At 66.7% G+C, this 20,399-nt stretch carries 18 protein-coding genes; 4 read left to right on the forward strand and 14 right to left on the reverse strand.

Features of this window, described 5'->3' with window-relative positions; genetic code table 11:
• Nucleotides 1-14 precede the first annotated feature (14 nt).
• The 4 genes from K2Y56_RS20365 to K2Y56_RS20380 all read right to left on the reverse strand — a co-directional run bounded on the left by K2Y56_RS20365 (nucleotide 15) and on the right by K2Y56_RS20380 (nucleotide 4,457).
• Complete coding sequence (locus K2Y56_RS20365) at nucleotides 15-857, reverse strand: ParA family protein (RefSeq protein ID WP_292511905.1); 843 nt, start codon at nucleotides 855-857, stop codon at nucleotides 15-17.
• Nucleotides 854-1,489, reverse strand: coding sequence for a 16S rRNA (guanine(527)-N(7))-methyltransferase RsmG (rsmG, locus tag K2Y56_RS20370; protein WP_292511908.1), 636 nt, complete (start codon nucleotides 1,487-1,489; stop codon nucleotides 854-856). Before rsmG ends, K2Y56_RS20365 begins: the two co-directional genes overlap by 4 nt.
• A complete protein-coding gene (gene mnmG, locus K2Y56_RS20375; protein ID WP_292511911.1) occupies nucleotides 1,489-3,369 on the reverse strand; it encodes a tRNA uridine-5-carboxymethylaminomethyl(34) synthesis enzyme MnmG in 1,881 nt (626 codons plus the stop codon). Before mnmG ends, rsmG begins: the two co-directional genes overlap by 1 nt.
• 86 nt (nucleotides 3,370-3,455) lie before the next feature.
• Nucleotides 3,456-4,457, reverse strand: a complete 1,002-nt coding sequence (locus K2Y56_RS20380) for a hypothetical protein (protein WP_292511914.1) — start codon at nucleotides 4,455-4,457, stop codon at nucleotides 3,456-3,458.
• A 116-nt stretch (nucleotides 4,458-4,573) separates the two neighbouring features.
• On the opposite strand from K2Y56_RS20380, the gene K2Y56_RS20385 reads away from it, so the two are divergent.
• Nucleotides 4,574-6,817, forward strand: a complete 2,244-nt coding sequence (locus tag K2Y56_RS20385) for a DNA/RNA non-specific endonuclease (RefSeq protein WP_292511916.1) — start codon at nucleotides 4,574-4,576, stop codon at nucleotides 6,815-6,817.
• 15 nt (nucleotides 6,818-6,832) lie between these two features.
• Here K2Y56_RS20385 and mnmE read toward each other — a convergent pair whose 3' ends face one another.
• From mnmE to K2Y56_RS20410, 5 genes are all read right to left on the reverse strand, one after another.
• A complete protein-coding gene (mnmE, locus tag K2Y56_RS20390; RefSeq protein ID WP_292511919.1) occupies nucleotides 6,833-8,131 on the reverse strand; it encodes a tRNA uridine-5-carboxymethylaminomethyl(34) synthesis GTPase MnmE in 1,299 nt (432 codons plus the stop codon).
• Nucleotides 8,132-8,252: 121 nt separating this feature from the next.
• Nucleotides 8,253-9,590 carry a transcription termination factor Rho gene (gene rho / locus K2Y56_RS20395; protein WP_292511922.1) on the reverse strand — a complete coding sequence of 446 codons (1,338 nt, stop codon included), beginning with the start codon at nucleotides 9,588-9,590 and terminating at the stop codon, nucleotides 8,253-8,255.
• Between the two features lie 205 nt (nucleotides 9,591-9,795).
• Nucleotides 9,796-10,416: a Smr/MutS family protein gene (locus K2Y56_RS20400; RefSeq protein WP_292511925.1), complete on the reverse strand. Its 621-nt coding sequence runs from the start codon at nucleotides 10,414-10,416 to the stop codon at nucleotides 9,796-9,798.
• On the reverse strand, nucleotides 10,413-11,489 hold the full coding sequence (locus K2Y56_RS20405) for an MltA domain-containing protein (RefSeq protein WP_292512102.1): 1,077 nt from the start codon (nucleotides 11,487-11,489) through the stop codon (nucleotides 10,413-10,415). Before K2Y56_RS20405 ends, K2Y56_RS20400 begins: the two co-directional genes overlap by 4 nt.
• Before the next feature lie 103 nt (nucleotides 11,490-11,592).
• Nucleotides 11,593-12,300: a Tim44/TimA family putative adaptor protein gene (locus tag K2Y56_RS20410; RefSeq protein ID WP_292511928.1), complete on the reverse strand. Its 708-nt coding sequence runs from the start codon at nucleotides 12,298-12,300 to the stop codon at nucleotides 11,593-11,595.
• Nucleotides 12,301-12,723: 423 nt separating this feature from the next.
• Here K2Y56_RS20410 and secB point away from each other — a divergent pair, with 423 nt between their 5' ends.
• Nucleotides 12,724-13,233, forward strand: coding sequence for a protein-export chaperone SecB (gene secB / locus K2Y56_RS20415; RefSeq protein ID WP_292511931.1), 510 nt, complete (start codon nucleotides 12,724-12,726; stop codon nucleotides 13,231-13,233).
• A gap of 348 nt (nucleotides 13,234-13,581) precedes the next feature.
• Here the strand turns inward: secB and K2Y56_RS20420 are convergent, their stop codons facing one another.
• Complete coding sequence (locus K2Y56_RS20420; RefSeq protein ID WP_292511933.1) at nucleotides 13,582-13,731, reverse strand: hypothetical protein; 150 nt, start codon at nucleotides 13,729-13,731, stop codon at nucleotides 13,582-13,584.
• Nucleotides 13,732-13,886: 155 nt separating this feature from the next.
• Between K2Y56_RS20420 and K2Y56_RS20425 the strand changes: the two genes are divergently transcribed.
• Both K2Y56_RS20425 and hisS read left to right on the forward strand, forming a co-directional pair.
• Nucleotides 13,887-14,375, forward strand: coding sequence for a DUF3429 domain-containing protein (locus K2Y56_RS20425; RefSeq protein ID WP_292511936.1), 489 nt, complete (start codon nucleotides 13,887-13,889; stop codon nucleotides 14,373-14,375).
• A gap of 73 nt (nucleotides 14,376-14,448) precedes the next feature.
• A complete protein-coding gene (hisS, locus tag K2Y56_RS20430) occupies nucleotides 14,449-15,972 on the forward strand; it encodes a histidine--tRNA ligase (RefSeq protein ID WP_292511939.1) in 1,524 nt (507 codons plus the stop codon).
• Between the two features lie 42 nt (nucleotides 15,973-16,014).
• Here the strand turns inward: hisS and glnT are convergent, their stop codons facing one another.
• From glnT to K2Y56_RS20450, 4 genes are all read right to left on the reverse strand, one after another.
• A complete protein-coding gene (glnT, locus tag K2Y56_RS20435) occupies nucleotides 16,015-17,313 on the reverse strand; it encodes a type III glutamate--ammonia ligase (RefSeq protein WP_292511942.1) in 1,299 nt (432 codons plus the stop codon).
• Nucleotides 17,314-17,381: 68 nt separating this feature from the next.
• The gene (locus K2Y56_RS20440) at nucleotides 17,382-18,707 is read right to left on the reverse strand and encodes an FMN-binding glutamate synthase family protein (protein ID WP_292511945.1); all 1,326 of its coding nucleotides are present in this window, start codon (nucleotides 18,705-18,707) and stop codon (nucleotides 17,382-17,384) included.
• Nucleotides 18,707-19,396 (reverse strand): protein glxC, encoded by a 690-nt coding sequence (locus K2Y56_RS20445; RefSeq protein WP_292511948.1) that lies wholly within the window; start codon nucleotides 19,394-19,396, stop codon nucleotides 18,707-18,709. Before K2Y56_RS20445 ends, K2Y56_RS20440 begins: the two co-directional genes overlap by 1 nt.
• Entirely contained in the window at nucleotides 19,396-20,286 is an 891-nt protein-coding gene (locus K2Y56_RS20450) for a glutamine amidotransferase family protein (RefSeq protein ID WP_292511951.1), read from the reverse strand. The genes K2Y56_RS20445 and K2Y56_RS20450 overlap by 1 nt, the downstream gene beginning before the upstream one ends.
• Nucleotides 20,287-20,399 lie beyond the last annotated feature (113 nt).

Here is a 20,399-nt window from a genome sequence, read left to right on the forward strand (position 1 = left end):
ACGAAATCAGTAAATTAGGCCGCCTGAGGCAGGCGCCCCTCACGCTGGATGATCTCCGAGGCGAGGCGCAGATAGGCCTGAGAGCCGGCGCATTTCAGATCGTAGAGCAGCACCGGCTTGCCGTGCGAGGGGGCCTCGGAAACGCGGACGTTGCGCGGGATCATGGTCTCGTAGACCTTGTCGCCCATGAAGCTGCGCACGTCCGCCACCACCTGGGCCGAGAGGTTGTTGCGCGGGTCGAACATGGTGAGGACGATGCCCTGGATGGTCAGGCGCGGGTTCAGGGCGCCGCGGACCTGCTCGACGGTGCGCAGGAGTTGGCTCAGGCCTTCGAGGGCGAAGAACTCGCATTGCAGCGGCACCAGCACCGCGTCGGCGGCGGCCAGAGCATTGATGGTGAGGAGATTGAGCGAGGGCGGGCAATCGATCAGCACGTAGGAGATGCCCTCCATCGGTCCCGACTGGCCAACCTCTTTGAGGACATGGCGCAGGCGGTGCGCGCGGTCCGCCGAACTCGCCATCTCCATCTCGAGACCGAGGAGATCCATCGTCGAGGGCGCTACGAAGAGCCGCGGGACAGCTGTCGGCACCACTGCCTCGGCGAGGGAAGCCTCACCGGCAAGCACGTGATAGGTGGATATCTTTCGTGAGCGCCGATCGATGCCGAGGCCCGTCGAGGCATTGCCCTGGGGATCGAGATCGATCACCAGCACCCGTTCGCCGATCGCCGCCAAAGCGGTCCCAAGATTGATCGCCGTCGTGGTCTTGCCGACGCCGCCCTTCTGGTTGGCGAGCGCGAGGATGCGCAAGGGGCGCTCCGGCATCGGGCCGGACGAGAGTGACGGAGGGTTCGTCATGAATCCACGCGGGAGAGGGCAGTGACGCGGACGATCCGCGCATCCGACTCGGTCCGGCTCGGCACCAAATCGTAAACGAATCTCCACTCTTGCGCGGCTTCGGTCAATTCCGCATCGACGTCACGACCCTTCGGAAACAGACCAGTGGTGCCTGTTGTCAACAACGGCTCGGTCCAGGCGAGCAACTGGCGCAAGGGTGCGAGGGCGCGGGCGCAGACAATACCGGTTCCGACATGGCTCGCGACGACATCCTCGATCCGGGCGTTGTAGACCTTCGCCGGCGCCTTGGTGAGGCGAGCGGCTTCGGTGAGGAAGGCGCATTTGCGCGCATTGCTCTCGACGAGGTCGACGGCAAAGCCTGGCCGCTCGCGCCCGGCAATGGCGAGGATGAGGCCGGGAATGCCCGCACCGGAGCCGAGGTCGAGCCAGCGCGTCGCCTCCGGCGCCAGATCGAGAAGCTGCAGCGCATCGGCGATATGCCGGGTCCAGACCTGCTTCAGGGTCGCCGGACCGACGAGGTTCTTCACGCTCTGCCAGCGCCTAAGCTGCTCGATATAGAGATCCAGGGCAGCGGATGTTTCACGTGAAACATCCGCCTGAGCCAGAACACGGGTGCGGTCGTCAATGGGCATCAGGCGCCGAGAGTCGGCGCGCGAGAACCGCGCCGAGCATGGGCAGCCAGCAACGTCAGGGCCGCCGGGGTGACACCCTCAATCCGTGCAGCTTGTCCCAAGGTCCCAGGGCGAACGGTTTCCAGCTTCGCCCGCATCTCGTTCGAAAGGCCGGGAATGGCCGCATAATCGAACCCACCCGACAGGACAACGCCCTCGTCGCGCCGGAAGGCGGCGATGTCGGCTTTCTGCCGGTCCAGATAGACCGCGTAGGTCGCATCGGTCGTAAGCCGATCCGCAATCCGCGCCGGCACCTCGGCGAGTTGCGGCCAGATTGCTGCGAGGCGGTCCCAGCCGATCTCAGGGTAGGACAGGAGTTGGTAGGCGCTGCGACGGATGCCGTCCTGATTGAGGGCGATACCCTGACCGGCGGCTTGTGAGGGCGTGAGGCTCAGGGTCTCAAGCTGCCGGCGTCCCTCGTCGAGCACAGCCTGATCCGCCTCGAAATGCGCGGCTCGGTGCGAGCCGACGCAGCCGAGTTCGATCCCCCGTGGGGTCAGTCGCTCGTCGGCATTGTCCACTCGCAACGACAACCGGTATTCCGACCGCGAGGTGAACATCCGGTAGGGCTCGCTCACCCCGTGAGTCACGAGATCGTCGATCATGACTCCGAGATAGGATTCGGCCCGGTCGAACACGGCCGGCGGCGATCCACCGACGAAGCGCGCCGCGTTGAGCCCAGCCACCATCCCTTGAGCCGCAGCCTCTTCATAACCAGTGGTGCCGTTGATCTGGCCGGCGAGGAACAGGCCGGGCAGGCGCCGGGTCTGGAGCGAAGCGTCGAGCTCGCGCGGATCGACGTAATCGTACTCGATGGCGTAGCCCGGCCGCAGGATGGTCGCTCGGCCAAGGCCCGGAATCAGGCGGATGAGAGCATGCTGCACCTCCTCCGGCAGCGCCGTCGAGATTCCGTTCGGGTAGATCGTCGGGTCGTCGAGCCCTTCCGGCTCGAGGAAGATCTGGTGGCCCTCGCGATCGCCGAAACGCACCACCTTGTCCTCGATCGAAGGGCAGTAGCGCGGGCCACGGCTCGCGATTCCGCCGGAATACATCGGCGAGCGGTGCAGATTGGCGCGGATCAAGTCGTGGACCGCTTGGCTCGTGCGGGTGATGCCGCACTGGATCTGCGGCGTGGTGATCCGGTCGGTGAGCGACGAGAACGGTACCGGCTCCTCGTCGGCCGATTGCATCTCGAGACCCGCCCAGTCGACGGTGCGCCCGTCGAGCCGTGGCGGAGTCCCGGTCTTGAGGCGGCCGAGACGAAACCCATGACGGTCGAGGGTCTCGGCGAGGCCGATCGAAGGCCCCTCCCCTGCCCGGCCGGCAGGAGTTTGCGTTTCGCCGATATGGATCAGGCCGCGAAGGAACGTGCCGGTGGTGATCACCACTGCAGCACAGGTGAGAGTTCGACCATCGGTAAGGTCGACTCCCACAACATTGCGGTTCCTCTCGACGAGATCACCGGCCTCGCCTTCTATGACGATGAGGTTTGGGGTCTCGGCAATGGCCGCCTGCATCGCCGCAGCGTAGAGCTTGCGATCGGCTTGGGTGCGTGGCCCACGAACAGCTGGACCCTTGCGCCGATTAAGGAGACGGAACTGGATGCCGGACGCATCCGCGACTCGCCCCATAAGCCCGTCGAGGGCATCGACTTCACGGACGAGATGACCCTTACCCAATCCGCCGATCGCCGGGTTGCACGACATCGCCCCGATGGTCGAAGCGCGATGTGTCACGAGAGCGGTGCGCGCGCCGGTCCGTGCCGAGGCAGCAGCGGCCTCTACGCCGGCATGGCCGCCGCCAATCACCACGACATCGAAGGAATTGGGATGAGGAGACATGCGCGTGATTACGCGGGCCGCATTATGTCCGTCAACGGCGGCGCCCCGAGCCGTGATGTTTCACGTGAAACATCACGACTACCGGCTCAGATTCCTGCTTGCTCAAGCATTCTGCGGAAAGCCCTGGCGACCTTCTTGAACCCGGCATTGGTGGGGTGGATCTCGTCGGCCCATTCGTCGATCTTCAGCGTTCCGCGGACATCGACGAGATGGACATGGGTCTTGTCCGAATCGCCTGCGACACGCGCAAGCGTGTCGTAAAGTGCGTCGATCAGGATCCGGATGATCTCCCGCTGCAGGTCGGCATCGACGATTTTCTTGGCACGCATCGCGCTCCCGAGCCACTTGTCCTGCTTAGCCCAGGATGGATCACGGGTGTCGCCCTTGAACCCGCCCGGGATGGCATAATCGTAGCCGTGGATGATGATGGGCAGGGTCGTGAAGTCTGCATCCTTGCGGATGGTGGTCACCACGTTGCGGTAGGCTTGCTCGAGGAAAGTGAGCACTTTGGCGAGCTGCGCTTGGTCGATATGCCAAGCCGCGGTTTGGTGCTTGCTGTAGGATTTGAGCAGGGTGGCGAGGACCGGATTGCCGAAAGCATCCTCGCCAATCACATCGTTGCCGGCGGCCGAGAACAGGAAGGCGCGGACATTCCGCGGCTTCATCGCGACGAGTTCCTTCATGTACTCGCCGGGCCCGTAGACCATGTTCTGTGCCGTATCCCCCGCCGCGTCGAGACTCCGGATCAGGTAATCGGATTTGAGCTGGTCGACGATGTCGTCGAGCAGGAACGGGAACTGGAACCAGCTATCGCCCTCGGATACGAGGACCGGAAGGTTCTCTGTAAGGCTGCGAATGTCGAATTCGGCATGGCGTCGCCAACGAGCGACGCCGTTCGCCCAATTGATTGCGCTCTCGACCTCGAAGCGCGCCTCGGCGCCCATGTCGATCTTGGCTGGGTCGGGGCGGATGGCGGGGTCGAAGGGCCCGCTCTGCGAAGGGAGCGCCTTGAGATACCGGGCGATCTCCTTGTCCGGCACCGCCGGGTCCATGAGCTTGGCACGGAATTCTTCATAGGAAATCGCCACCACCATCCCCCTGCGGTAACTTGTACAACCCTAGTTTTCACGCATCATAGACTGCAATCCGAATCGCTGTCGACACTACATCGGCACATTCGAGAGCATTCGGGGGGGGGACGCTCATGGTGATTACCGGCTCGGAGGAGCGGGAAGCCGCCGCCGGCGAGGCTGCCTCGCGCTGGCGTGGGCGGACGCGCGAGCGAAACCGCCGGGTCGGCGCAGCCGAGCGCGGCGCCTATACCGAGGCCGACAGCCTCGACCGTCTCGCCAAGCGGATGCGGCGGCTGCGCAGGAGCCTCGCGATCAAGCGTCTCCAGGGGACCGACGAGGTCGACCTGAAGATGGATCGCCTGATCAGCGCGATCCCGCTCGCAGCTGCCGACGTCACCGACAAGCTCGTCGAACGCGTCATCGGCGAAACCCGGGACTTCCTCTCGATAGAGTTCTTTGAACGCGGCTTGCAGGCGGCGCTCTGCGTCGGCCGGATCCAGACCAACGATGCGATCAACGGCACCGGCTTCCTGGTGGCGCCTGACATCGTCATGACGAACTGGCACGTCCTCAAGACGTCAGACGAGGCGCGGATGAGTGCCCTCGAACTCGATTACGAGATGAACACCTTCGGCGATCGCAAGGTGCCCCAATCCTTCGATCTCGATCCGGACGGCTTCTTCCTCACCGACAAGGAGCACGACGTCACCCTCGTCGCGGTGAAGGAACGCTCGCAAGGCGGCCGTCGTCTCGCCGATTATGGCTACCTCCCGCTCATCCCGGACGAGGGCAAGATCACCATCGGAGAGCCGGTGAACGTGGTTCAGCACCCTAAGGGACGCTTCAAGCAGATCGTCCTGCGCAACTCGCGCCTCGTCGACCTGCCGGAAGGGGGCAAGACCGACATCTACCTTCATTACGAGGCCGATACCGAACAGGGGTCGTCGGGTTCGCCGGTGCTCAACGACCAGTGGGAGGTCGTGGCTCTCCACCACCAGGGCGTCCCGAAGACCAATGCCAAGGGCGAGATGGTGGACGAGGCCGGCAAGGTCCTGACCAAGTTCGACGAGGATCGCATCGTCTGGGTCGCGAACGAGGGCATCCGCACGTCGCGGCTCGTCAAGCTGGTCCGCGACCTGCCGCTCGATGCCCGTTTCGAGGCGCGCCGCGATGGGTTGATGGCGCGATGGCTCACCGAGACCGATCCTGCTTCGGCGGTGGAGGCCGTGCGGACGGTGCTACAGCCGCCGATGCCGAGTCCGCCGCAGCCGATGCCGCCCGTCCGGCCATCGCCGCAACTCAGTGATGCAGCGTTTTCGGTCGGAGGCGCCGGTGGATCGCTGTCCTTGACGATCCCGCTGCGGATCACCCTCAGCATGGGCAGCGCGTCGACGAGTGCCGCCGGCTCCACCGATAGCGCGTCAACGAGTGCCGCCGACTTGCCGTCGACGTGGTCGTTTCAAGAGGCGATCAAGCCGGATCCGTCCGATCCCGATTACAGCCGACGTCCGGGTTACGACCCCCGCTTTCTCGGCGTCGACGTTCCCCTGCCCCGGCTCACCGATCCCCGTCGCGGCCCGCTCGCGGCCTTCGGGCCGAGCAGGGAGACGGAGCTGCGCTACCACCATTTCAGCGTCCTAATGAACGCGAGGCGGCGGCTCGCCTATGTCTCCGCAGTGAACGTCGATTCCGGCGCGCCCTTCCAGCACATCCGCGAGAAGGGCTCCGAGAACTGGTTCCTCGACCCGCGGATCAAGGCGGGCCAACAGGCCGGCGGAGCCTATTACGCATCGAATCCCCTTGATCGCGGACATCTGGTCCGCCGAAACGATGCCGCCTGGGGGCGGACCGCCGAGGAGGCCAAGCTCGCCAACGACGACACCTTCCACTGGACGAACTGCTCGCCGCAGCATGAGATTTTCAACCAGAGCGCCCTCTCGGCGAAGCGCGGCCTCCACCTTTGGGGAAACCTCGAGAACGCGGTAAGCGACCTCGCGCCAAGTCATGGCGAAAAGCTATGCGTCTTCAACGGACCGATCTTCGCCGACAGCGACAGGCCATACCGAGAGAACTTCTTCCTGCCGGCGGCCTATTGGAAGCTCATCGTGCTGAAGGGCGAGGACGACGAGCCGCGCGCGCTTGCCTTCCTGCTGAGCCAGGCCGCCCAGATCGAAACCCTCGTCACCGAGCGCTTCGCCCCCGAGGAGCTCGCCGATTTCACGGTTTTCCAGATCTCGGTGTCACAACTCACAGCCAAAACCGGGCTCGATTTCGGGCTGTCAGCGGAGTGGGATGCGCTGGCCGCCGGAGACGGCGCCGAGGAATCGGCGGCCGGCGCAGTCGTCGTGAGGGACGAGAGCAGCATCCGGTTTTGAGAGGGAGCCGAGCCCCTACTTCCCGATACAGAACTCCGAGAACAACCGGTCCAGCATCTCCTCGACGCCGACATGACCGGCAACTTCGCCGAGAGCCCGCACGGCGAGGCGCAGGTCCTCGGCAGCAAATTCGGGCAGTGCTCCCGGTCCGTTCGCGAGAAGGCGGCTGAGGTGGTCGCGGCAGCGGGTCAGGGCATCGCGGTGACGGTCGCGTGTGATGAGTGCGTCCCCCCCCATCGCCGCCTGTGCCCGGTCCTGGATTGCATCGAGAAGCGCATCAAGGCCGTGGCCGGTCACGCCCGAGACCGCGAGACCGCCCTCCCCGCCGAGATCCGATTTCGTGCGCACCGCCAGGGCGCCCGGCATCGGCGCCGCCGGCTCCCCGTCGCTGGGCTGAAGCGCGAGGACTAGGTCGGCCGCCTCGATCCAGTTCTTCGTTCTGCGAATGCCCTCGGCCTCCACCGGATCAGAGGTATCATCGCGCAGGCCCGCGGTGTCGACGAGGATGACCGGCAGCCCGCCGAGGTCGCAGCGGACTTCGATGGCGTCGCGGGTGGTCCCAGCGACGGGAGATACGATGGCGACGTCCCGCTGGGCGAGCGCATTCAGCAGCGTCGACTTGCCTGCATTGGGCGGGCCGGCGAGCACGACCGTGAAGCCCTCGCGCAGGCGTTCGCCTCGGCGTCCATCGGCAAGGGCGGAAGTAATCGCGTCGCGGATCGTGGCGGCGCGAGCGAGCAGGGCCACGTCAAGCGCCGCGTCGTCGACATCGCCCTCGTCGGAAAAGTCGAGGGCCGCCTCCGTCGCCGCGAGACAATCGATCAGCGCCTCTCGCCACTGCGCGACCTGCCGCCCGAGTTCTCCATCGAGCTGGCGGAGAGCCTGGCGGCGTTGCGCCTCGGTCTCGGCATCGATGAGGTCGGCGACCGCTTCGGCTTCGGTGAGATCGATCCGCCCGTTTTCGAAGGCGCGGCGGGTGAAGGCGCCAGGTTCTGCCAAGCGGCAATCAATTCGCGCGATCAGCGCCGCGATCACGCCTGCCCGTACCGCGAGGCCACCATGGAGGTGGAGTTCCGCCATGTCCTCGCCAGTGAAGGTACCAGGACCCGGCATCCACACCACCATGCCGCGGTCGAGGATGTCGCCGGTCGGGCCGCGCAGAGTCCGAAGAGACAGCCGCCGGGGCGGAGGACAGGTCCCGCACAGTTCGGCGATGAGGGCAGCGCAAGCCGGCCCGGTGAGCCGGATCACAGCGACGGCGCTGCGGCCGGAGCCGGTCGCAGGGGCGAAGAGAGTGTGTTGATGCGGCGTCAATCGCGTCGGACTCGAGCAAGGCAACGCTTTGGTAAAGCGCGATGTAAAGGCCTGAAGCGCGCTCATCCTTCGTTATCCATAGCCGGCAACAAGCTTTGTTGCCGGTTAGAATTGAAACTCCTCAGGTGTTCATCGAGTCGAAGAAATCGCCATTGCTCTTGGTCTGGCGAAGCTTGTCCATGAGGAACTCGATCGCGTCGGTGACGCCCATCGGGTTGAGGATGCGGCGCAGGACATAGGTCTTCTTGAGGGAATCCGGCGCCACCAGCAGCTCTTCCTTGCGGGTGCCCGAGCGGGTGATGTCGATCGCCGGGAAGATGCGCTTGTCCGAGACCTTGCGGTCGAGGATGATTTCCGAGTTGCCGGTGCCCTTGAACTCCTCGAAGATCACCTCGTCCATGCGCGAGCCGGTATCGATGAGCGCGGTGGCGATGATGGAGAGCGAGCCGCCCTCCTCGATGTTCCGGGCAGCGCCGAAGAAGCGCTTGGGCCGTTGAAGGGCGTTTGCGTCGACGCCGCCGGTGAGCACCTTGCCGGAGGACGGCACCACGGTGTTGTAGGCGCGCCCGAGACGCGTGATCGAATCGAGCAGAATGACGACATCACGTCCGTGCTCGACGAGGCGTTTCGCCTTCTCGATCACCATTTCGGCGACCTGGACGTGACGGGTCGCCGGCTCGTCGAAGGTCGAGGCGATGACCTCGCCCTTCACTGAGCGGATCATGTCGGTGACCTCCTCGGGCCGCTCGTCGATGAGCAGGACGATGAGGTAGCATTCCGGGTGGTTAATGGTGATCGACTGAGCGATGTTCTGCATCAGCACGGTCTTGCCGGTGCGCGGCGGCGCCACGATCAGGGCGCGCTGGCCTTTGCCGATCGGCGCGACGATGTCGATGATCCGGGGCGAGAAATCCTTCTTCGGCGGATTGTCGAGTTCGAGCTTGAAGCGCTTGGTCGGGAAGAGTGGCGTCAGGTTGTCGAAATGGACCTTGTGCTTGATCTTCTCGGGGTTCTCGAAATTGATCGTGTTGACCTTGAGGAGCGCGAAGTAGCGCTCGCCGTCCTTGGGTCCCCGGATCGGCCCCTCGACGGTATCGCCGGTTCGCAGGCCGAAGCGCCGGATCTGCGTCGGCGAGATATAGATGTCGTCGGGGCCGGGCAGGTAGTTCGATTCCGAGGAGCGCAGGAAGCCGAACCCGTCTTGCAGCACCTCGACGGTGCCGGCGCCGATGATCTCGACATCCTTGGCGGCGAGCTGCTTCAGGATCGAGAACATCAGCTCCTGCTTGCGCATCGTGGAGGCGTTCTCGACCTCGACCTCCTCGGCGAAGGCGATGAGATCGGTGGGCGTCTTGGACTTCAGGTCCTGGAGCTTGACCTCGCGGTGCGGCTCGAGGGCGATAACCGCGTCCTCCACCGGCACGTCCGCGGGAGTGAAGGCATCGTTCTGTGATGTCATGGATGGGGAGAACCGACGGAGGGCGATGAAGTGAGGGACGTTCAAGGTGTTTTGGGGGATGCCGGGCGCCCTTGGGGCGCTTGTCATGGGACCGCTCGCGGGGTCCGCACATCGTCTTCGTGGAGCCTGTGGGCTCGCGGATGCGTCACGGCTTAAACAGGAGAGGATTGCTGAATACCGCGTTTGATGGCGCGGCTCAAGTCCATCATCGGCGTTTCACTCTCACATAGAGTGCACCCGCCCCGCCGTGATGGCGTGAGGCCTCCTCGAAACCGAGGACAATGCTGCGCAGTTCCGGCGAACGCAGCCAATGCGGCACCGAACGGCGCAGGACGCCGCGTTCGGAAAAGGCATCGTCGAAGCCGCCCCCGAAACTCTCGCCGCCCTTGCCGGTGACGACGAGGACGAGGGTGTGGCCCGTGGCCTGCGCCCGCCTCAGGAAGCCGACGAGCGCGCCATGGGCCTCGGCCTGATACATCCCATGGAGATCGATGCGGGCATCGACCTGCAGGGCGCCGCGGCGAAGGGCGAGGCGGGTCCGGCGCTCGAGACCGGGCGCAAGGGGTGCAGGCGGCTTCAGGACGGGCGCGGAAACCGCAGGTGGAGGCGGCGCCGGCTTCAGCGTGATCCGCTTTCCAGGAGGCTTCGGCGGCGCTTTGGGCGGAGGTGCAGGGGCCGAGACCGGACGGGGAGGTGGGATAGGGGTAGGCGCCACCGGCTTTGCCTGCACCGCCCTGCCCTGCAGCGGGGTGATCAGGCGCGCCACGGCGCTCCAGAGGCGGGCCTCGTCGCCGGTGAGACCACGCGATCGGCGGGGCGGCCTCATGGCTTTGGTGAGCCGAGCGGCTTCGGCAGGAGCACGACGAAGCCGATGGCATCGCGAAGATTTCCCGCAGCGACGCCCGCCGCCTCGCCGGTGCCGAGGTAGAGATCGCCCCGGGCCGGGCCGACGATGGCAGAGCCGGTATCGGCGGCGATGACGAGGCGTCCCGGCTCGGAGGCGCCCGCCACCCTGCCCTCCAGCCAGAACGGCAGGCCGTAGCGCCAGAGGTTGGCGTCCACCGCCATGCTCACGCCGGGCACGAGGGGCACGCCCGCCGCGCCCGGAGGCCCGAGCTTCGGATCGGCGATCTCGGCGAGCCTGAAGAAGATGTAGGAGGCGTTGAGGCGCATCAGCCGGCGCGCCGTCTCGGGGTTGGCCCGCAGCCACGAGGTCCAGCGCGCGAGGGTCAGGCCTTCCAGCGGCAGATGACCCTCGGCGACGATCCTCTTGGCGATCGAGCTATAGGGCCGGCCGTTGCGGCCGTCATAGAGCACGCGCACGGCGCTTCCGTCGCGCAGGCGCACTCGACCCGAACCCTGGACCTGAAGCACGAACAGGTCGACCGCATCGCGCAGGTACAGGATCGGACGGGCGAGGCTGCCGAGCGCCCCGTCCTCGATCGCCGCGCGGTCTGGATAGGGGACAAGCCCATCGGTCGTCGCTCGGGCCGCTCGGAGGGAGGGGTCGAAACCAGGCCTGGTCTCACCCGGCTCAAAGCTCACAAGGTCGTTCGGCCTGGCGAGAACGGGGGTCGGGAAGGCGGCATCCGGTATCCGCGAGCCCTGAAGCTCGGGCTCAAAATAGCCGGTGAGAAAGCCCGTCTTCGTGCCGGGGCGGGTGATTCGATACGGCGTGAAGTTGGCCGTGAAAAACGCAGCGGCCTGATCTGCCGGGGTCGCCACGGCCTTCGCACACGCCGCGGCGAGGTCTTCCGCAGAGCCCCGGGCCGTCATCGGGATGGTCACAGGCGGGGCGGCGCAGGACGCCTTGAAGTGGATCAGCGCGGGCCCGGCATCGGATTCCGGAAACCCCGCGAGCGCGTGCGCCTCTACGGGTTCGAGAACAGCGTCGCCCATACGGATCGGCTCGTCCGCCCGAATGGGCGATCCGAGCGCCAGGCCGTGGGCGAGGACGAGTCCCGCGAGGCGGAGCGGCGACGGGCAGGGCACGGCGACAGGGTCAGGCGCCCGCTTCGGTGGCGACGAGCTGCCAGTTCGGGTCGCGGGTGCCGAGGGTCCGGGCGAAGGTCCACACATCGGGCACCTCGACCACGGCCTCGGCGCTGCCGTCCACCACCTTGCCGTCGGCATCGCGGGTCGCGGTGATGAGGTGCGAGAGGAAGCGCACGGTCACCTGTGCCACGCGGTTGCGGACCTCGACGGCGGCGATCTCGGCCTTGTCGAGGGAAACGAAGGTCGTTTCCAGCACGTGGCGCTTGGCCTCGCGCTCCGAGATCTCGCGCTCGAAGCCTTCGCAGACCTCGCGGGAGAGCAGACTGCGCAGCGTCTTGCGGTCGCCCTTGGCGAAGGCGATCACGATCGCCTCGTAGGCGCTCTTGGAGCCGTCCAGGAAGGCGCGCGGGTCAAAATTCGGCTCGATCTGCAGGATCTGTTCGAGGCCGGCGGCCACCGGGCTGCCCGGCTCGGTGATCCCACGCCAGTCCCGCGGCTCGGCGACTTGCAGTGGCGGCGCGACGCGGTCGGCCCCGGGGAGGCGAACGACGTTGTCGCCCTCCTTGCGGGCGACGGTCGGCTGGTTGCGGTCGACGGGCTTGAAGGGGGACCGCTCCGTCCCGGTCTTCTGTCCGAGCACCGAGCGCAGGCGCCAGATCACGAAGACCGCGAGCGCCAGGAATATGAGGGTCGTCGCGTCGAGAGAATCCTGCATTACCGATCCGTTCCTGGCCGTCGTGGCCGTCACATCCGTCAGCGTCGCCGCGGCCCTGAAATGCGCCGTCTCGCCGATGTCTCCAGCGCCCTTTAACCGAGCCGGGCGCAAGGATCGAGCCGGGACGATGAGCCATATGGGGTGGCGGCGCCATCGGTTCCACCGCACGGAGTGCGGCCGATGGCCGAGAGGCCGCCGCGCAAGGCTCATGAGGAGCCGCGGACCACGGCTTCGAGAGGGCCGCTGCTCAAGGCTTCTGAAGGGCGGGCGCCTAAGGCTTCGGCTTGTCCCGTCCCACCCGGCGTGATAGCGCGCTCTCGCACGAAAGACATCCCGGCAACCAAGCCGGGTATGGCGGCGGCCAGGTACGACCGGTCATGCCGTCCTTCACGTCGAGAGCTTCTGCAAGAGGATGAGAACGCCATGGCCGACACCCCGGCACCGAACGGCAACGGTGGCGCCACGGCGCAGCCCGAAGACCTGAACCCCGCCATCAACGCCCTGGCCCAATACGCCAAGGACCTCTCCTTCGAGAACCCGAACGCGCCGCGCTCGCTGCAGCCGCAGGAGAGCGGGCCGCAGATCAACATCCAGGTCAACGTCAACGCCCAGCAACTGGCGGAGGCCGATTTCGAGGTCGCCCTCACCCTCGAAGGAGATGCCAAGATCGCGGGCGAGGTGCTGTTCGCCTTCGAGCTGACCTATGCGGGCGTCTTCCGCATGCGCAACATCCCGGCCGACCAGCTCCACCCGGCGGTGATGATCGAGTGCCCACGCCTTCTCTTCCCCTTCGCCCGCCAGATCATTGCCGAATCGGTGCGCAACGGCGGCTTCCCGCCCCTCTATATCGACCCGATCGACTTCGTCGGCCTCTACCGCCAGAAGGCGATGGAAGCCCAGGCCGGCGGCGAGGGCGCACCACTGGCGTCTTGAGGCTGCTCGTCCAGTACCGTTGATCGAGCCAATCCTTAAAGGCCGGCCGCCTTGGTGTGCCGGCCTTCTCGCCGTCTCGGCGTCGGCCAGCCATAACGGCCGGTCTGTCGGAATCTCGCCGTGAGGTGCCACTGAAACGGCGGTCGAGATCGTCGCCGGCATGGCGAAGATAGAGTAGTCCGGCCGCGCTGATCGGAACCACGGCAGCAGCGAGTTCGAAAGTGATGGCCCACGCCATCTCAATCCTCGCTCTTCATGCCGAAAGATTCGGATTGCGCACAAAAATGCGAGCAGAGGCCCAAGATAAAGACAAGCTGCACGTCGCAACTGGAACATCGTCTCCGCCGGCTAGACGACGGAAATGACGATCACGAGAGCATTCAGGAAGCTTGCAAACAGTGTCAGCCGTTCGTTGAACCGTTCGGCGGCGGCCTTGCACGCAGATGCCATGGTCGGGTGATCCGGTTGGCTGGTCTGACCAGACGAATCATCGCTCATTTCTCGTCCGGGTTGCCGTCCCGCAAGGCGGTATCGCAACCTCAGCGGGAATATTGTGGCATCCGGTGAAACGCATGACCGTCTTCTGGACGAGTTCCAGGAACAGGGCAGGATCGCACCGGTTTTCGATGCACGCAGCAGGAGCGGCATCGAGCATGCGGGACGACGCCCGGACCATCACCGTCACCGAACGGCCCGAGGTGCCGGCGCTTGCCCTGGTGTTCGGCTTCGGGCCGATGGTCCCCCTGGTCGTCGGGGCGGCGGCGGCGTGGTGGTGGCGCGGGGAGACCGGCGAGGCGATCCTCGCCCTGACCGTGCTGTGGGGCTGCGCCATCCTGTTGTTCCTGTCCGGCGTCCGGCGCGGATTGAGCTTCCGCACCGAGGGCGGCGAGACGCTCGCCCAGATCGCCACCATGCTGGCCCTGTTCGGGCTCGGCTTCCTGGCGTTCGTCGCCGTCTTCGTCGGGCGCTCGTCCGCCGCCCTGATCCTTCTGATGATCGGTTTTACGGGAATCGCGCTGTTCGATCCGCCCGCGGCCAGACGCGGCGAGGCACCGCTCTTCATGGCGCGGCTGCGGCCCCTGCAGATGCCGATCGCGGTCCTGAGCCTCGGCGCGCTGCTGGCGCTGAAGCTGGTCGGCTGAGGCGCGCTGCTTGCCGCTAGACCCTCCATCGGGCTAGAGCGCGAGGCTACCCTCAAAGCCCCGTTCCGGACGAATGATCATGGCCGAGCCCAAAAAGGCCGACACCTTGAAGCCCCGCCTGCCGCGCGGCCTCGTCGACCGCCGCGCCGACGAGATCGCGGCGCAGGGGCGGATGCTGGAGACGATCCGGGCCAGCTTCGAGCTCTACGGCTTCGAGGCGCTGGAGACCCCGTTCATCGAATACACAGAGGCCTTGGGGAAATTCCTGCCCGATCTCGACCGGCCGAACGAGGGCGTGTTCTCGTTCCAGGACGACGACGAGAGCTGGCTCTCCCTGCGCTACGACCTCACCGCGCCGCTCGCCCGCCACGTCGCCGAGAATTTCGACGCGCTGCCCAAGCCCTATCGCAGCTTTCGCAACGGCTACGTCTTTCGCAACGAGAAGCCGGGACCGGGGCGCTTCCGCCAGTTCATGCAGTTCGATGCCGACATCGTCGGCGCCGCCTCCGTCGCGGCCGATGCCGAGATCTGCATGCTCATGGCCGACACGCTCGATAAGCTCGGGCTCGCCGGCCAGTACGTCGTCAAGGTCAACAACCGGAAGGTCCTGGACGGCGTGATGGAGGCGATCGGCCTCTCCGGGCCGGACAAGGCCGGGCAGCGGCTGACCGTGCTGCGGGCGATCGACAAGCTCGACCGGCTGGGAGCGGAGGGCGTGCGGCTCCTCCTCGGCCCCGGCCGGAAGGACGAGAGCGGGGATTTCACCAAGGGCGCGGGCCTCGACGAGGCCGCCATCTCCCGCATCCTCGCCTATGTCTCGTTCCAGGCCGCCCCCACCGGGGAGGGCGACCGCATCGCCTTCTGGGACCAGTTCTTCGGTTCGTGGAGCGATGTCGTCGGAGACTCCGAGACGGGCCGCGAGGGCATCGCCGAACTGCACGTCATGATGCGCCTGTGCGAGGCGGCAGGGTACGGTTTTGACCGGATCAGGGCCGACCCCTCCGTCGTCCGCGGCCTCGAATACTACACCGGCCCGGTCTACGAGGCCGAGCTCACCTTCCCGGTGACCAACGAGGCCGGCGAGACCGTGCGCTTCGGCTCGGTGGCAGGCGGCGGGCGCTATGACGGGCTCGTCGGGCGGTTCCGCGCCGAGCCGGTGCCGGCGACCGGCTTCTCGATCGGCGTCTCGCGGCTGTTCTCGGCGCTTCAGCTCACGGGGAGCCCGCTGCTCCAGGGCAAAGCGAAGCCCGGCCCCGTCGTCGTCCTCGTCCTCGACCGCGAGAACATCGCCGATTACCAGCGCCTCGTCGCACTGCTGCGGGCCGAGAACATCCGAGCCGAGCTCTATCTCGGCGGCTCGGGCATGAAGGCGCAGATGAAATACGCCGACCGGCGAGGAAGCCCTTGCGCGATCATCCAGGGCTCGAACGAGCGCGAGGCCGGAGAGGTCCAGATCAAGGACCTGATCGAGGGCGCGAAGGCGGCGGAAGGCATCTCAAGCAACGCCGAGTGGAAGGCGGCCCGGCCGGCCCAGTTCTCCGTCAAGGAGGACGAGATGGTGGCACGGGTGAAAGAGGTGCTGGCGCGGCATTTCTGAGGAAGCACCTCTTCTCCCCCTTGTGGGGAGGGGTGGTGCGCCTCAACAATCCAGCGTCGTATCCCGCTCCCACTGGGTAAGATGCCGGGCGTAGGACTCCCATTCCTGAGTCTTCAGCTTCACGTAGGACGGCACGAAGGCGCCGAGCGCCTCGGAGAGCACCGGGCTCGCCTCCAGCGCCCGAAGAGCGTCGAGGAGGTTCAGGGGCAGGCGCTTCACGCCCTCCACCATATGGCCGTGGGTGTACATGTTGAGGTCGAGGCGCGGCCCCGGATCGCGCTCCTGACGCAATCCGTCGAGGCCGGCGGCCAGCAGTCCGGCCTGGAGCAGGTAGGGATTGGCCGCGCCGTCGGCGAGGCGGAACTCGAAGCGGCCGGCCTCGGGGATGCGGATCATGTGGGTGCGGTTGTTGCCCGCATAGGTGATGGTGTTGGGCGACCAGGTCGCGCCCGAAGTCGTGGTCGCCGAGTTGAGGCGCTTGTAGGAATTGACCGTCGGGTTGGTGAGCGCGGCGAGCCCGCGCGCCGAATGCATCACGCCGCCGATGAAGCGATACGCCTCCCGCGACAGCCCGAGCTCGCCCTCCGGATCGGAAAAGACGTTGGTGTCGCCGCGCCAGAGCGAGACATGGGCGTGGCAGCCGGAGCCGGTGAGCTCGGCGAAGGGCTTGGGCATGAAGGTCGCGCGCAGGCCGTGCTTCTCGGCGATGGAGCGGGCCATGAACTTGAAGAAGGCGTGGCGGTCGGCGGTGACCAGGGCGTCGTCATAGGCCCAGTTCATCTCGAACTGGCCGTTGGCGTCCTCGTGATCGTTCTGGTAGGGCGCCCAGCCGAGTTTCAGCATGGCGTCGCAGATCTCGGTGATGACGTCGTAGCGGCGCATCAGGGCCGATTGATCGTAGCAGGGCTTGGGCTGGCGGTCGGCCATGTCGGCCGGCGACGAACCGTCCGGCGTGATCAAGAAGAACTCGCACTCGACGCCGGTCTTCATCTGAAGGCCGTCCCGGGCGGCCTCGGCGATCAGCGATTTCAGGAGATTGCGCGGGCCCTGGGCGACCGGCTTGCCCTCCATGGTGAGGTCCGCCGGCAGCCAGCCGACCTCGGGCTTCCAGGGAAGCTGGATCAGGCCGGCAGGGTCGGGCAGGGCGAAGACGTCGGGATCGGCCGGCGTCATGTCGAGCCAGGAGGCGAAGCCCGCGAACCCCGCTCCGTCCCGCGCCATCGCCCTGATGGCGGAGGCTGGCACCAGCTTGGCGCGCTGGGTGTCGAAGAGATCGGTGTAGGAGATCAGGAAATACGCGATGCCGCGTTCCTTGGCGGCGGCTTCGAGGTCCAGCGTCATCGCATCCTCCCTGTCATCGATCCCGCCCGCTGGAGTGCATCCCCACTTCCCGCAGGCGGGGAGGGGGCTTAGAACGCTCCCCGCCCCGGCACCCAATCCGTCCCCGCAAGCGGAACCCGTGCCATCGCGGCCGCCTCGATGGTCAGCGCCACGAGGTCTTCCGGTTCGAGGTTGTGGAGGTGGTTCTTGCCGCAGGCGCGGGCGATGGTCTGGGCTTCCAGCGTCATCACCGCGAGGTAGTTGGCGAGGCGCCGCCCACCGAGGATCGGGTCGAGCCGGCTGGCGAGTTCGGGGCGCTGCGTCGTGATGCCGGCCGGGTCGTTGCCCTCGTGCCAGTCGTCATAGGCGCCAGCGGTGGTGCCGAGGGCCTGGTAATCCTCCTCCCAGCGCGGGTCGTTGTCACCGAGGGCAATGAGGGCCGCCGTGCCGATCGCAACCGCATCGGCCCCGAGCGCCAGGGCCTTGGCCACATCCGCGCCCGAGCGGATGCCGCCCGAGACCACGAGCTGGACCGTGCGGTGGAGCCCGAGATCCTGCAGCGCCTCCACGGCCGGGCGGATCGCCGCCAGGATCGGGATGCCGACATTCTCGATGAAGACATCCTGCGTCGCCGCGGTGCCGCCCTGCATGCCGTCGAGCACCACGACGTCGGCGCCGGCTTTGGCCGCGAGCGCGGTGTCGTAATAGGGGCGGCTCGCGCCGACCTTCACGTAGATCGGCTTCTCCCAATCGGTGATCTCGCGCAGCTCCTCGATCTTGATGGCGAGGTCGTCCGGCCCCGTCCAGTCGGGGTGGCGGCAGGCCGATCGCTGGTCGATGCCCGGCGGCAGGTTGCGCATGCCGGCGACGCGGTCGGTGATCTTCTGGCCGAGCAGCATGCCGCCGCCGCCGGGCTTGGCGCCCTGACCGATGACGATCTCGATCGCGTCCGCCCGGCGCAGATCGCGCGGGTTCATGCCATAGCGTGAGGGCAGGTACTGGTAGACCAGCGTCCGTGAGTGCCCGCGCTCCTCCTCGGTCATGCCGCCATCCCCCGTCGTCGTCGAGGTGCCGGCGATCGTGGCGCCCCGGCCGAGGGCTTCCTTGGCTTGCCCCGAGAGCGAGCCGAAGCTCATGCCCGCGATGGTGATCGGCGTCTTGAGGGTGATCGGTTTGCCGGCAAAACGCGCGCCCATCACCACCTGCGTGTCGCAGCGCTCGCGGTAGCCTTCTAGCGGGTAGCGGCTCATCGAGGCGCCGAGGAAGAGGAGGTCGTCGAAATGCGGCAGCGCCCGTTTCGCGCCGGCGCCGCGGATATCGTAGATGCCGGTCGCCGCCGCCCGGCGGATCTCGGCCATCACGTCGGGGGTGAAGGTCGCCGAGTGGCGCGGCCGGGTGCGGGGCGGCTCGCTCATCAATAGGCTCCCGCATTGTCGACGTGGAACTGGTAGAGGCGCCTTGCCGAGCCGTAGCGGCGGAATTCACCCGGATCGACCTCGCCCTGAAGCCCCGCGGCGGCGAGTTTCTCGGAGAGTTCGGCGCGATGCTCGCCGCGCATCTCCTTCTCGATGCAATCTGCACCCAGGCTCTTTACCGAGCCGCGCACGTAGAGCCGGGCCTCGTAGAGCGAATCGCCGAGGGCCTCGCCGGCATCGCCCAGCACCGTCAGGGTGCCCGATTGCGCCATGAAGGCAGACATGTGGCCGACCGATCCCTTCACGACGATGTCGATGCCCTTCATCGAGATGCCGCAGCGGGCCGAGGCGTTGCCGTCGATGACGAGGAGCCCGCCATGGGCGGTGGCCCCGGCCGACTGGCTGGCATCGCCGCGGACATGGACGCGGCCCGACATCATGTTCTCGGCGACACCGACCCCGGCATTGCCGTGGATGACGATCTCGGCCTGCGCGTTCATGCCGGCGCAGTAATAGCCGACATGGCCCTCGATCTCGACGGCGATGGGCAGGCTCAAACCCGCCGCGACGGCGTGGCGGCCATCGGGATGGCGCACTCTCCAATGGGTCTCGTTGGTGTCTGGATCGAGGGCATGGAGGCTGCGGTTGAGCTCGCGCAAGGTCGTCTGACGGAGGTCCACCAACGGCATCAGTGCCGCTCCCAGGCATAGACGGTGGCGGGCTCCGGCTCGAAGACACGGGCCCCGTCGATATCCGGCAGGCCGACCAAGGCCCGGTATTCCGAACCGAAGGCGACGTAATCCTCGGTCTCCGCCATGATCGCGGGCTTGCAGGCGATGGGGTCACGCAGCACGGCAAAGCCGTCCCGGGTGCCGACCACGAAGGTGAAGAACCCGTCGAGATCGGCGAGACTCGCCTCCAGCGCGCCTTTCAGCGAGGCGCCCTCGCGCATCCGCCAGGTCAGGTAGCCGGCGGCGACCTCCGAATCGTTGTCGGTGGCGAAGGTCAGACCTTCGCGGCGTAAAGACCGGCGCAGGGCGTTGTGGTTCGAGAGCGAGCCGTTATGGACGAGGCATTGGTCCGGCCCCGTCGAGAACGGATGGGCGCCGTTCGTCGTCACCGCGCTCTCGGTGGCCATGCGGGTATGGCCGATGCCGTGGGTGCCGGCCATGGCGGCAAGATCGAAGCGCCCCGCCACGCTCGCCGGCAGGCCGACCTCCTTGTAGATCTCCATGCGCTGGCCCGAACCGACGACGTCGGCGCCGCCATTGGCTGCGAGCCAGGCCCGGATCTCGGTCTCGCGATCCTCGGGGACGACGAGGACGGCGTGGGTATCGCGGTGCTGGACGTCGAGGACGAGGCCGAGCTCCGCCTGCAGGGCCGCGATGGTGCGGCGAAGGCTGGGGGCATCGGGGCCGCGAAGGGTGATCTTCCGCCCTGCCGCCTCGCGTCCATAGACCGCGAAACCCGCGCTGTCGGGGCCGCGGTCGGTCATGGTGCCGAGCATGCCCGAGAGCAGCCCGCCGAGTTGCGGCTCGAGGCGGGGCGTCTTCAGGAAAAGACCGACGATGCCGCACATCGAGGAACGTCCTGCTGGGATGAGTCGAGCAGGACGGTAGTGCGACGCAGGCGCTGACGTCAACGAGAGGAATGAAATTTTCTTATGAAGAAAATTTACGTGCGCAGAACGGC

Source organism: Methylobacterium sp. (genome assembly GCF_019745455.1).
Lineage (GTDB): Bacteria > Pseudomonadota > Alphaproteobacteria > Rhizobiales > Beijerinckiaceae > Methylobacterium.

Bases quoted from the DNA above. Each gene is read 5' to 3' on its own strand.
- K2Y56_RS20365 (WP_292511905.1), bottom strand. From the start codon at position 857: ATGACGAACCCTCCGTCACTCTCGTCCGGCCCGATGCCGGAGCGCCCC.
- rsmG (WP_292511908.1), bottom strand. From the start codon at position 1,489: ATGCCCATTGACGACCGCACCCGTGTTCTGGCTCAGGCGGATGTTTCA.
- mnmG (WP_292511911.1), bottom strand. From the start codon at position 3,369: ATGTCTCCTCATCCCAATTCCTTCGATGTCGTGGTGATTGGCGGCGGC.
- K2Y56_RS20385 (WP_292511916.1), top strand. From the start codon at position 4,574: ATGGTGATTACCGGCTCGGAGGAGCGGGAAGCCGCCGCCGGCGAGGCT.
- rho (WP_292511922.1), bottom strand. From the start codon at position 9,590: ATGACATCACAGAACGATGCCTTCACTCCCGCGGACGTGCCGGTGGAG.
- K2Y56_RS20400 (WP_292511925.1), bottom strand. From the start codon at position 10,416: ATGAGGCCGCCCCGCCGATCGCGTGGTCTCACCGGCGACGAGGCCCGC.
- K2Y56_RS20405 (WP_292512102.1), bottom strand. From the start codon at position 11,489: ATGGGCGACGCTGTTCTCGAACCCGTAGAGGCGCACGCGCTCGCGGGG.
- K2Y56_RS20410 (WP_292511928.1), bottom strand. From the start codon at position 12,300: ATGCAGGATTCTCTCGACGCGACGACCCTCATATTCCTGGCGCTCGCG.
- secB (WP_292511931.1), top strand. From the start codon at position 12,724: ATGGCCGACACCCCGGCACCGAACGGCAACGGTGGCGCCACGGCGCAG.
- K2Y56_RS20420 (WP_292511933.1), bottom strand. From the start codon at position 13,731: ATGAGCGATGATTCGTCTGGTCAGACCAGCCAACCGGATCACCCGACC.
- K2Y56_RS20425 (WP_292511936.1), top strand. From the start codon at position 13,887: ATGCGGGACGACGCCCGGACCATCACCGTCACCGAACGGCCCGAGGTG.
- hisS (WP_292511939.1), top strand. From the start codon at position 14,449: ATGATCATGGCCGAGCCCAAAAAGGCCGACACCTTGAAGCCCCGCCTG.
- glnT (WP_292511942.1), bottom strand. From the start codon at position 17,313: ATGACGCTGGACCTCGAAGCCGCCGCCAAGGAACGCGGCATCGCGTAT.
- K2Y56_RS20440 (WP_292511945.1), bottom strand. From the start codon at position 18,707: ATGAGCGAGCCGCCCCGCACCCGGCCGCGCCACTCGGCGACCTTCACC.
- K2Y56_RS20445 (WP_292511948.1), bottom strand. From the start codon at position 19,396: ATGCCGTTGGTGGACCTCCGTCAGACGACCTTGCGCGAGCTCAACCGC.
- K2Y56_RS20450 (WP_292511951.1), bottom strand. From the start codon at position 20,286: ATGTGCGGCATCGTCGGTCTTTTCCTGAAGACGCCCCGCCTCGAGCCG.